Genomic DNA, 11,693 nt, shown 5'->3' on the forward strand with positions numbered 1-11,693 from the left:
ACATATGGTCACTCAGTTTCAATTGAGACTCTAATTTGTTTGCCTCGCTACCTAAGTAGTTTGGCTGTTAGAACTCAATCTGTACGAGTGCCCACACAGATGATTGCTTTATATTGTTAAAGAACATTTTGAGTCGCTTTAGCGTCTCAAGGGATGCGAATAATACACCCTTTATTTTTCGAGTCAACACTTTGTTTTAAACTTTCTTTTGGAAGATTTAAAACCGAAGTTTTATTTAACTCTCTGAGTAGTTCGTGCCTCGCTATGCTTCGTCCGCTGCGCGTCGCCATATCCCGTCTCAGTGGGGTCGCATTATAGGGAGCGGCGGATTTTACGCAAGCGTTATTTGCATAAAATAGTAATTAAAATTAAGCCCCAAGCAAGCACACATGATAAGCACAAGTTACCCACAAAACCCTGTTGATAACTCTGTTTTTTAACTATAAAACTAAACACTTTTATCCTGATGTGATAAGTTGCGGTCACTTTTTTTAACTCATGTATTTAGGCAGTATCCATGACAGACATAATAAATAGTATAAGTGCCCTTCTATGGGGGCAAGTTCTCGTCTACTTATTAATAGCAGCGGGCCTCTTCTTTACTTTTCGACTAGGCTTTATTCAATTTGTGCAATTCCCACATATGTTCAAAGTTATGTTTGGTTCTCGTAAATGTGCCGATAACGAAATTTCATCCTTTCAGGCTTTTTGTACTTCATTAGCAGCTCGTGTCGGTACTGGTAATATGGCAGGTGTTGCTGTTGCCTTATATCTAGGTGGCCCAGGTGCTATTTTCTGGATGTGGCTTATTGCATTAATAGGTATGGCTACAAGTTTTGCCGAGAGTACTTTAGCTCAGGCTTATAAAACAAAAGATGCAGATGGTAATTTTAGAGGTGGCCCTGCTTATTATATGCAAAACGGTTTAGGCAAACGTTGGATGGGAACTTTATTCTCGTTATGTTTAATTTTAGCCTTTGGTTTAGTATTTAACGCAGTACAGTCAAACTCTATTGCTGCAGCATTTGAAGTAGCGTTTGATGTACCTAAGTACATAGTAGGCATTTGCTTGGTTATTGGCTCTGGCATCATTATTTTTGGTGGCCTAAAAACAATTTCTCGCTTTGCTGAAATGGTTGTGCCATTTATGGCATTAGCTTACCTGCTGGTTGCACTTTATGTATGCGCCATTAACTTTACTGCACTACCTGATGTGCTAGTGCTTATTATAAAAAGTGCTTTTGGTATTGAACAAGCTGGTGCTGGTGCTATTGGATACGGTGTCACACAAGCGATGATCCAAGGTATAAAGCGTGGTTTATTCTCAAACGAAGCTGGTATGGGTAGTGCAGCTAATGCCGCGGCTACTGCGACGCCTTACCCTCCTCACCCAGCATCACAAGGTTATGTGCAAATGTTAGGCGTATTTATTGATACTATTGTTATTTGTACAGCGACTGCTTCTCTTATTTTACTATCGCAGCAATTAGTACCTGAATCTGGTGTTATGGGGATTGAACTTACACAAGCAGCATTACAAGAACATGTCGGCGACTGGGGTACTTACTTTATTGCTATTGCTATATTGTTTTTTGCTTTTACTTCTATTGTGGCTAATTACTCTTACGCTGAAACAAATTTAATGTTTTTAGAGCACAACTCTAATAAAGGTATGTTTATCTTTAGACTTGTTGTTTTAGGTATGGTGATGTTTGGTGCTGTTGGTGAGCTTGGTTTAATTTGGACGCTGGCAGATATATCAATGGGTTTAATGGCCATTGTAAACGTTATAGCGCTATTTATGCTTTCAGGTGTTGTTGTATGGCTTTCAAAAGACTATAACGAACAACGCAAAAAGGGCTTAATACCCACCTTTGACAAAAGTAAGCATCCTAAACTTGCTAAAGAGGTTGACCCAGCGGCCTGGGAATAGAAAATAATCAGCGAGCTACGGCTCGCTTTTTTAGTTCTAAAAATAACAAATACTACGCTTAATCATCTCATTACTTATAAATAAAAAGTTATATTAATTTTAAAACTATTTTATATTTAATTACGTAGGACATATGAATTAAGTTATCTATAAAAAGGAGAGCCGATGGATGACATGACAAAAAAATACAGTATAGACACTACTGATTACCAAGTTGGGCAAGATAATGTACAAAAGTGGGGATTTGATATCCATAACCCAGTATTTGGTATAAGCGCCTTCTTAGTTGTTTTATTTGTAATACTTACCCTAGTTTTTGACCCTACCGTTACCCGTGATGCACTAACCTCGACTAAAGACGCAATAATTAATCAATTTGATAGTTACTTTATGTTACTAGCCAATGCCTTTGTGATCTTTTGCGTTATTTTAGCATTTTCTCCTTTAGGTAAAATTCGGTTGGGTGGCGTAAAAGCTCGTCCAGAACATGGTTACATGTCATGGCTTTCAATGCTCTTTGCAGCAGGAATGGGGATTGGCTTACTGTTTTGGGGAGTTGCTGAGCCAACTGCATATTATACTGGTTGGTATCATATGCCTATGGGCGTTGAGCCAAATTCACCGCAAGCACACTCTTTAGCTTTGGGTGCAACCATGTACCACTGGGGTTTACATGGATGGGCGATTTACGCTGTTGTTGGATTAAGCTTGGCTTTTTTTGCATTTAATAAAGGCCTTCCTTTATCTATACGTTCTGTTTTTTATCCATTATTTGGTGATCGCGCATGGGGGTGGCTTGGTCATATCATAGATATACTCGCTGTACTGTCTACTTTATTTGGTTTAGCTACATCGCTAGGCCTTGGCGCTCAACAAGCTACCAGCGGGATAAATTATCTGTTAGGCACTGATTACGGGACTGCTTTTCAAATATCTGTTATTGGTTTAGTAACGTGTATTGCAATTTTCTCAGTTATTAGAGGTATTGAGGGCGGTGTTAAAGTACTGAGCAATGTTAATTTAATTTGTGCATTTATTTTATTATTAGCTGTTATTGCCCTTACTTTCTCTGATGCAATTACTGCTGTTTGGTTTACCCTTGGGGCGTACGTAGAGCACTTTGTACCTTTGAGCAATCCATTCAATAGACCCGATGAAGATTGGATGCACTCTTGGACTGTGTTTTATTGGGCATGGTGGATATCATGGTCGCCGTTTGTTGGGATGTTTATTGCCCGAGTTTCAAAGGGGCGCACTGTACGCGAGTTTTTACTCGTCGTCATTGGCCTACCAACGCTTCTTAGTTTGGTTTGGATGGGCGTATTCGGAAATATGGCAATTACACAAGTTATAGATAAAGTTGGCCCACTTGGACAAAATGGTTTAACTGATATCTCAGTGACTTTATTTCAAGTATACGAGCAGTTACCTCTTTCTAGTTTTATTTCTATTATTTCTATAGCACTCGTTTTGGTGTTTTTTATAACGTCGTCTGATTCAGGATCGCTTGTAATAGATGGTATAACTGCGGGCGGTAAAATAGATGCACCAGTGCCACAACGTATATTTTGGGCTACAGTCGAAGGCGTGATTGCAGCAGTATTGCTCTGGGTTGGTGGCTCGCAAGCATTGCAAGCGCTTCAGTCGGGCGTAGTTACTACAGCTTTGCCGTTTTCAATAGTACTTATTTTAATGTGTGTTGCGCTTATTCAAGGCTTGTTGAGCGAGTATCCAATTTACAAAGCTCAGAGTAAACTGCAATAACAATTTATCCTTTATAAGCGATCCTCAAGGGTCGCTTATAAAATCTTCGCAATTCGTATAACTAAGTGCTTAACGCATTCCCTATACTCCCACCTTAAATTTATTTTTAGACACCGCACTTCTATTACATTCATTAATGCCACCCCTCGTTAAAACTTAGGTGCAGGAGTAATTGCCATGAAAATTAAATAACCAGCGTTCTGATTTTTTGCTCTGTTATACACAGGTGCTCTTATACCAATTCAGTTAATTAACCAGCTGGGATAAAAGTAGTAACGGTTAATTACAAACAGGGAGCTTTATAAATGTATGATGGTGAAACTCTAAGATAATAAAAAGAAATAGATTTTAAAGGTAAGTAGGTATTAAAAATAAGATTAGAGAATTTAAGTAAGAATAATTTTTGAATGTTTTAAAATTAGAAGCAATTTAGAATTTAAGTGAATTTTATCTGAAGATTTTAGTAAAGATGGTGCCCGAGGCCGGACTTGAACCGGCACGACTTGTTAGTCGAGGGATTTTAAATCCCTTGTGTCTACCAATTCCACCACTCGGGCATCGAGTTTGCTAATTAAAGCGTGTGGAGTAAATTATATGGAGGCGGAACCCGGAGTCGAACCGGGGTAAACGGATTTGCAATCCGGTGCATGGCCACTCTGCCATTCCGCCTAAATGTTTCCAAATAATTTGGAGCGGTACACGAGGCTCGAACTCGTGACCTCGACCTTGGCAAGGTCGCGCTCTACCAACTGAGCTAGTACCGCAAAATACTATTTTATCAGCTTTAAATTATCTTGGTTAAACAATTTAAAGTGGTGCCCGAGGCCGGACTTGAACCGGCACGACTTGTTAGTCGAGGGATTTTAAATCCCTTGTGTCTACCAATTCCACCACTCGGGCATCGAGTTTGCTATTTAAAGCAAGTGGATAAAACTAATATGGAGCGGTACACGAGGCTCGAACTCGTGACCTCGACCTTGGCAAGGTCGCGCTCTACCAACTGAGCTAGTACCGCATCATATTAATTCTAAATTAACCATTTTATAAATTACACTTGGTAATGCAATTAAACCACAAAGTGGTGCCCGAGGCCGGACTTGAACCGGCACGACTTGTTAGTCGAGGGATTTTAAATCCCTTGTGTCTACCAATTCCACCACTCGGGCATCGAGTTTGCTAATTAAAGCGTGTGGAGTGTTGAAATGGAGGCGGAACCCGGAGTCGAACCGAGGTAGACGGATTTGCAATCCGGTGCATGGCCACTCTGCCATTCCGCCCCAGTACGGGGTATTAACCTTAAGATAAACTTGGAGCGGTACACGAGGCTCGAACTCGTGACCTCGACCTTGGCAAGGTCGCGCTCTACCAACTGAGCTAGTACCGCATTTTATTTATCAGTTATTTGAATTAGCACATGATGATTTATGTGAACATTCAGGCAACTGATTAATTACCGCTTTGTTTATCTCGGGGGCTATGCCCTCTCAACACGGACGCATTCTACAGAGATTATTAAACGCGTCAATACAAAAAATGCTAGTTTTGAACTGTTTGCTTGTTTTTTATCTAAAACGGTGCGTTATTATACATTTAGAGTTAATTTTTAGTCAATTCATCCCATGCTGCACGTAAATATTGCATCATAGAACTCAAGGTTAAAAAGGTCGCAATGTACAGTAGTCCAAAACTTAAATAGTTCATCCATGTATCATATTGCCAAATCAAACCGATAATGGCTAACATTTGTGCAGCCGTCTTAATTTTACCCATGTTTGATACAGCGACATTACCACGCTTACCCTGCTCTGCCATCCATTCACGAAGTGCAGATATGATAATTTCACGGCTTATTATAATAAGAGCAGGTATGGTCATGTACATTGACTGGTACTGATCAGATAACGCTACAAGTGCGGCACATACCATTACTTTATCAGCAACAGGATCTAAAAAAGCACCAAAAGGGGTTGATTGCTCAAGCTTTCTTGCTAAATAACCGTCTAGTATATCGGTGATTGATGCAAGCCAAAAAATAAAGGCGGCAGCAAAAAAAGCCCAGCTATAAGGCAAATAAAATATCACCAAAAAAACGGGGATAAGAAAAAGTCTAAATGTTGTGAGTGTGTTTGGAATATTCCACATAACTACTTGGATATGTCTTTTTTGCTATATTCGCATGTAGGGCTAGCCCTTGTCATGCAAATGGTTAAATATCTTCTCAGCCATGTCAGGGCTGATCCCAGGAACTTTCTTTAACTGTTCTATATTAGCAGCTTTTACTCCCTGCATGCCCCCTAAATATTTTAATAATGTTTGCCGACGCTTAGAACCGACTCCATTTATTTCTTCTAGTAGTGATTGCGTACGTTGTTTTTGGCGTTTATTACGATGACCTGCAATTGCAAAACGATGAGATTCATCACGTATATGCTGTATTAAATGTAGCGCAGGTGCATCTGAATCCATAGGAATGGTTTTTCGACCACCGTCAATTAATAGTGTTTCAAGGCCTGGCTTACGGCTAGTACCTTTAGCAACACCTACTAACAAAGGCATTTTTGTATGTGGCCAGTTAGAAAAGTACTGCTCCGCGCGCCCCAGTTGCCCCTTACCACCATCAATAAAGATAACGTCTGGAATTTTGTCTTCATCTACTAATTTGTTGTAACGCTTATTAAGTGCAAACTCCATTGCAGCATAATCATCACCACCGGTTATACCCGTTACATTATAGCGCCTATACTCTTTTGTATTTGGGCCTTGTGAGTCAAATACAACACAACTTGCAACAGTGTTCTCACCCATAGTGTGGCTTATATCAAAACACTCCATTCGGGTAATATCATCAAGTCGCAGTGTTGCTTTTAATTGTGCATAACGTTTATTAATAGAGTCTTGGGTACTTTGCTTAACTGCAATACTGTTTAATGCATTTTTATTGGCCAGTTGTAAGTATTGAGCACGCTCACCACGGGTAACTACTTTAAGTGTTACTTTGCGCTCACTTATTTGTGTGAGTGCTTCACCGAGTGCCCCGCTCTCTTCTATTTCAAAAGGTAATATGATTTCTTTTGCAATACGCCCTGTTGCTCCTGGCGCTAAATAGTACTGTCCTAAAAATGAGGTCAATATTTCTTGCTCGCTTGAATCTTTAGGTACTTTTGGAAAATACGTTTTACTACCCAATACTTTGTGATCGCGGATCATTAATAAATGAATACCATTTAAACCATTTAAATGAGCAAAACCAACTACGTCCATTTCAGCAAAATTACCTGATATAGACTGTTGCTCCTGCATTTTACGAAGTAGCATTATTTGGTCGCGAACTTTTGCCGCCAGTTCAAAATTTAATTGTAGGCTGGCTGCTTCCATTTTTTTTATTAAATCAGCAATAACTTCGTGAGATTTACCCGTTAAAAACTTACGGACATAGTCAACTTGCTCGCTGTAATCATCATCCGTAACTTTATTCACACACGGAGCTGAGCAACGCTTAAGCTGATATTGCAGACACGGGCGACTTCTTGCGCGGTAATAAGCATCTTCACATTGACGAACAGGAAATATTTTTTGCATTAACCGCAAGCTTTCAGATACCGCTCCCGCGCTCGGAAAAGGTCCAAAGTACTCACCTTTAATTTTACGGCTGCCACGATGAAACGCTAAACGAGGGTGTTTATGGCTAGTTAATAAAATATAAGGATACGACTTATCGTCGCGTAATAATATGTTGTAGCGAGGCTGGTATTTTTTTATTAGATTATTTTCAAGCAGCAGCGCTTCTGTTTCAGTATTAGTGAGTGTGACTTCGATGTCACAAATATTACTCACTAAAACGCGTGTTTTGCTATCGGTAATGTTACTTCTAAAGTAACTGCTCACACGCTTTTTTAAATGCTTAGCTTTACCAACATAAATAACTTGGTTGTCACTATCAAGCATGCGGTATACACCCGGCTCACTTGATAGCGTTTTGAGAAAATGTACGTGATCAAATTCAGACATAAATTATAGTTAGTACGAAACGTCTATATCAATCATTTTATGACGAATTGCTAAATGGGTAAGCTCAACATCACCACCTACATTTAGCTTTTCAAACATACGATAGCGATAGCTATTTACTGTTTTTGAACTTAGGTTTAAACGCTCAGCTATATTTTGTGCTTTTTCGCCTTTAGTGATCATAAGCATAATTTGCAGTTCGCGTTCAGACAAGCTCTGAAAAGGATTTTCGTCTGTGCGACCTGTCACTTGCGCAAGCGCTATTTGCTGTGCAATTTCAGGGGCAATATAACGCTGACCAGCATGAACACAACGAATGGCTCGCACCATTTCGTCAGAGCCTGCACCTTTAGTTAAAAAGCCATGTGCACCAATTTGCATTACTTTACTCGGAAACGGGTCTTCACAGTTAACGGTAAGCACAATAATTTTTACATCAGGGCAATAACGACAAATCTTTTTAGTCGCTTCTAATCCGCCCATGCCTGGCATATTCATATCCATTAATACTATGTTTGGCGCATGCTGACGACAAAACTGTACAGCCTCTTCGCCAGTTTTAGCTTCACCAATTACTTTAAACCCTCGTACATCATCAAGAATACGCTTGATTCCTGTTCGTACAAGTTCATGGTCATCAACTAAAAGTACATTAATCAATGGAACATCCTCACTTACCTAACAACATGCAATTTAATTAAATTAATTTGCCACAGTAACATACATAGAGCGAAACAATAACTAATATTATTGCCTCGCCCTAATAGTTTAAGATGACGATTTTTCGCTAAATCTGTCAACCCATAACGCAATGATACCATCACCCGTTACATTACACGCAGTACCAAAGCTATCTTGTGCTAAATAAAGTGCAATCATTAATGCAACCGCGCCTTCATTAAACCCAAGCATGCTTGTTAATAAACCAAGCGCCGACATGACTGCACCACCTGGAGCACCTGGTGCTGCAATCATTACTACACCTAACATCATAATAAACGGTAGCATACCCATTAATGAAGGGACTTCCATGCTTGGCGATAAAAACATAACAGCCATTGCACAGGTTACTATGGTTATAGTAGAACCTGATAAGTGAATAGTCGCGCAAAGTGGTACAGTAAAATTAGCTACGTCTTCTTTAACGTTATTTGCTTTACTTGATTGAAGCGATACTGGAATCGTTGCTGCACTTGACATAGTACCTAACGCTGTAAAGTAAGCTGGTAGCATATTTTTAACTAATTCGATTGGATTACGTTTTAATAGTACACCTGTCGCTATATATAAAACGCTTAACCATAACCAGTGCATAACAAGCGCTGCAATCAGTACTACGCCAAATGTTTGCAGTGTATCTACCACAGTGCCTGCCACTGTCATTTCAGCAAATACACCAGCAATATAAAATGGTAAAGCAGGAATAATTACTTTTGATAATAACCCGTCAATCACATCACGGCCCTGATCAGACACCTTTTTAAGCGTATCAAGCTCTAACTGGCTCATGCCTATGCCAAATACAAAAGCAGTGACTAATGCGGTCATTACCCCCATAAGTGGCGGGATTTCTAAATCAATAAAGCTACCAATTTCTGTAGCAACTTCTGCCTCAAATGTAATGCCACCGCTTAAAAAAGGGATAACAGCACTCACTAATAAAAATGCAAGCGTACCGGCAATAATAGTAGAGCTGTAAGCAAATCCGACTGTTTTACCAAGTAAGTGACCAGACCCTTTTGGCAGGCCTGCAATACCTGATGCAATAAAAAATAATATAATAAGTGGGATGGTAAAGGAGATTATTTGACCAATCAGCTCTTTTACTGTGAATAAAAGTTCAACTCCAGTTATAGGTACATATAGTCCAACTAGGATACCGGCCACAATACCGGCAATTAATTTTAAGATTAATTTCATTGTGATTGCTTAATTGAATTTAGATACGTGTTTTTATCATGTTTTAGAGGCATTGTGTGATAAAACTATTCAAGTTACATTCATGTGCGCAAATATTAAACAAACACAGCTTAATTCAATACTCTTTTGAACATTTTTTGACTAAACGAGGTTTTACTCTTTAAATTTTAAATTAAGCCCGCACCTATAATAACTAAAGCACCGCTAATAATTGTTTTTTATTTCGACTGGTTATAAGCCCAATAGATATATGTTATAGCCAAACTTTACTTTAGTTTTTTTAAACTCACAGTAAAGTGTGTTTATATAGTTAGTAGCAAAGGCTATTAACACGTTGATCAGATTGCATCCAAAGGAACATTATGTCTACTATTTTTGAAGATAACTCACTAAGCATCGGTAATACACCGCTGGTAAAACTTAACCGTGTTACAGGTGGGAATGTATACGCTAAAGTTGAATCTCGTAATCCAAGCTTTAGTATCAAATGCCGCATTGGTGCATCGATGATTTGGGAAGCTGAAAAGTCAGGTCAGCTTGTTGAAGGTAAAGAACTTATTGAACCAACATCTGGGAACACCGGTATTGCACTTGCATTTGTTGCAGCAGCACGTGGTTACAAGTTAACGCTTACTATGCCAAACACCATGAGCCTAGAACGTCGCAAGCTATTAAAAGCATTAGGTGCAAATCTAGTACTTACCGACGGTGCAAAAGGTATGAATGGCGCAATTGAAAAAGCAAAAGAAATTCAAGCAACAGCACCTGATAAGTATATTTTATTACAACAATTCGAAAACCCTGCAAACCCAAAAATTCACTTTGAAACAACAGGCCCTGAAATTTATGATGCGCTTGATGGCAAAGTAGACTTTTTTGTAGCCGGTGTTGGTACTGGTGGTACTATTACAGGTGTTAGCCGCTACCTCAAAACAGAAAAAGGTCTAAACGTTAAATCTATTGCTGTTGAGCCAACTAACTCTCCAGTTATTAGCCAAACGCTTGCCGGTGAAGAAATTAAACCTGGTCCTCATAAAATCCAAGGTATTGGTGCTGGCTTCATTCCTGGCAACCTAGATATGGACTTAATTGATGGAGCAGAGCTTGTATCTAACGAAGACGCCATTGCAATGGCACATCAGTTAATGAAAAAAGAAGGTATTTTAGTCGGTATTTCGTCAGGTGCAGCGGTTGTTGCAGCTAAGCGAATTGCTGAAAAGCCTGAAAACGCAGATAAAAATATTGTTGTTATCCTACCTAGTGCAACTGAGCGTTACTTATCAAGCCCAATGTTTGATGAAGAGTTTAGTGAACAAGAGCTAGTACAATAATTAATTTTAAGATTTTTAGAAGGATGCTTTAGGCATCCTTTTTTATTATTTATTATCCAATTTTCTATTTATTACCCGCCATACCTTTACATCTGCATAGATAAACCACACACTTGAAAAAAACTAATTAATAATAATTAATATGAAAAAAATCACGAGTTTATTAAGTTTGGTCATCTGTTTATTTTTATCAGCCTGTGGTGACGATACCAAAACACTCGGCGACACTCCTGGCGATACAGCAACCGCTTATTTTGATGCGCTTTATAACCAGCAAGACCTTCAAAAAGCCAGCACCATGGCAACCCCCAACCTTACACGTATAATGAAATCCTACGGCACCGCTAAACAGTTTTCCCGTAACTTAGTAAACATGCAATACGATGAAGTAACCATTGAAGTTGATATGACCAATATGAGCGTCCGTGAACAATACGGCGATAACGCTAAAATAAACCTTATTTTTACCGGTTATTTAAATGGTGACAAAATTGACGAAATGCGCAGTGTAAAAATGCTTCGTAAAAAGGGCAAATGGTACATAGATAAAATTGTTGCCGACCCTTACGCTCGTTAAAAACAACTGAATTAAACATAAAAAGGCCTTACATTTGTAAGGCCTTTTTCGCTTTAGTTAGGGCGTGTTGATCTTTGTGGATTGAAGTTTGTTCAATCTAGGGGCGATTTAATCGCGGCGCGAGGTTTGTAACCTAGTGAGCTCGGTAACTGCTCCTGCG

At 39.2% G+C, this 11,693-nt stretch carries 8 protein-coding genes and 8 tRNA genes; 4 read left to right on the forward strand and 12 right to left on the reverse strand.

Annotated elements, in window-relative coordinates; all coding sequences use genetic code 11:
• Window positions 1-517 precede the first annotated feature (517 nt).
• Together H5120_RS17655 and H5120_RS17660 are read left to right on the forward strand one after the other, a co-directional pair.
• Window positions 518-1,933, forward strand: a complete 1,416-nt coding sequence (locus H5120_RS17655) for a sodium:alanine symporter family protein (RefSeq protein ID WP_039488519.1) — start codon at window positions 518-520, stop codon at window positions 1,931-1,933.
• Between the two features lie 165 nt (window positions 1,934-2,098).
• Window positions 2,099-3,697, forward strand: coding sequence for a BCCT family transporter (locus H5120_RS17660; RefSeq protein WP_149602921.1), 1,599 nt, complete (start codon window positions 2,099-2,101; stop codon window positions 3,695-3,697).
• Window positions 3,698-4,167: 470 nt separating this feature from the next.
• Here H5120_RS17660 and H5120_RS17665 read toward each other — a convergent pair.
• From H5120_RS17665 to H5120_RS17720, 12 genes are all read right to left on the reverse strand, one after another.
• Window positions 4,168-4,254 (reverse strand) — tRNA-Leu (locus H5120_RS17665).
• A 38-nt stretch (window positions 4,255-4,292) separates the two neighbouring features.
• Window positions 4,293-4,366: transfer RNA gene (locus H5120_RS17670), tRNA-Cys, on the reverse strand.
• A gap of 19 nt (window positions 4,367-4,385) precedes the next feature.
• A tRNA-Gly gene (locus H5120_RS17675) sits at window positions 4,386-4,461 on the reverse strand.
• A 49-nt stretch (window positions 4,462-4,510) separates the two neighbouring features.
• Window positions 4,511-4,597 (reverse strand) — tRNA-Leu (locus H5120_RS17680).
• A gap of 39 nt (window positions 4,598-4,636) precedes the next feature.
• Window positions 4,637-4,712: transfer RNA gene (locus tag H5120_RS17685), tRNA-Gly, on the reverse strand.
• Between the two features lie 64 nt (window positions 4,713-4,776).
• Window positions 4,777-4,863 (reverse strand) — tRNA-Leu (locus H5120_RS17690).
• A gap of 37 nt (window positions 4,864-4,900) precedes the next feature.
• Window positions 4,901-4,974: transfer RNA gene (locus H5120_RS17695), tRNA-Cys, on the reverse strand.
• 31 nt (window positions 4,975-5,005) lie between these two features.
• Window positions 5,006-5,081 (reverse strand) — tRNA-Gly (locus H5120_RS17700).
• A gap of 212 nt (window positions 5,082-5,293) precedes the next feature.
• Window positions 5,294-5,839 (reverse strand): CDP-diacylglycerol--glycerol-3-phosphate 3-phosphatidyltransferase, encoded by a 546-nt coding sequence (gene pgsA / locus H5120_RS17705; RefSeq protein ID WP_182675646.1) that lies wholly within the window; start codon window positions 5,837-5,839, stop codon window positions 5,294-5,296.
• 42 nt (window positions 5,840-5,881) lie between these two features.
• Window positions 5,882-7,705, reverse strand: coding sequence for an excinuclease ABC subunit UvrC (gene uvrC, locus H5120_RS17710; RefSeq protein WP_039488521.1), 1,824 nt, complete (start codon window positions 7,703-7,705; stop codon window positions 5,882-5,884).
• Between the two features lie 9 nt (window positions 7,706-7,714).
• On the reverse strand, window positions 7,715-8,365 hold the full coding sequence (gene uvrY / locus H5120_RS17715; RefSeq protein WP_002963136.1) for a UvrY/SirA/GacA family response regulator transcription factor: 651 nt from the start codon (window positions 8,363-8,365) through the stop codon (window positions 7,715-7,717).
• Window positions 8,366-8,473: 108 nt separating this feature from the next.
• Window positions 8,474-9,625 (reverse strand): dicarboxylate/amino acid:cation symporter, encoded by a 1,152-nt coding sequence (locus H5120_RS17720; RefSeq protein WP_002963137.1) that lies wholly within the window; start codon window positions 9,623-9,625, stop codon window positions 8,474-8,476.
• A gap of 362 nt (window positions 9,626-9,987) precedes the next feature.
• Between H5120_RS17720 and cysK the strand changes: the two genes are divergently transcribed.
• Window positions 9,988-10,956, forward strand: a complete 969-nt coding sequence (gene cysK, locus H5120_RS17725) for a cysteine synthase A (RefSeq protein ID WP_002963138.1) — start codon at window positions 9,988-9,990, stop codon at window positions 10,954-10,956.
• A gap of 142 nt (window positions 10,957-11,098) precedes the next feature.
• Window positions 11,099-11,533, forward strand: coding sequence for a hypothetical protein (locus tag H5120_RS17730; protein ID WP_002963139.1), 435 nt, complete (start codon window positions 11,099-11,101; stop codon window positions 11,531-11,533).
• Window positions 11,534-11,693 lie beyond the last annotated feature (160 nt).

It is taken from the genome of Pseudoalteromonas sp. SR43-2 (genome assembly GCF_014163885.1).
GTDB lineage: Bacteria > Pseudomonadota > Gammaproteobacteria > Enterobacterales > Alteromonadaceae > Pseudoalteromonas > Pseudoalteromonas distincta.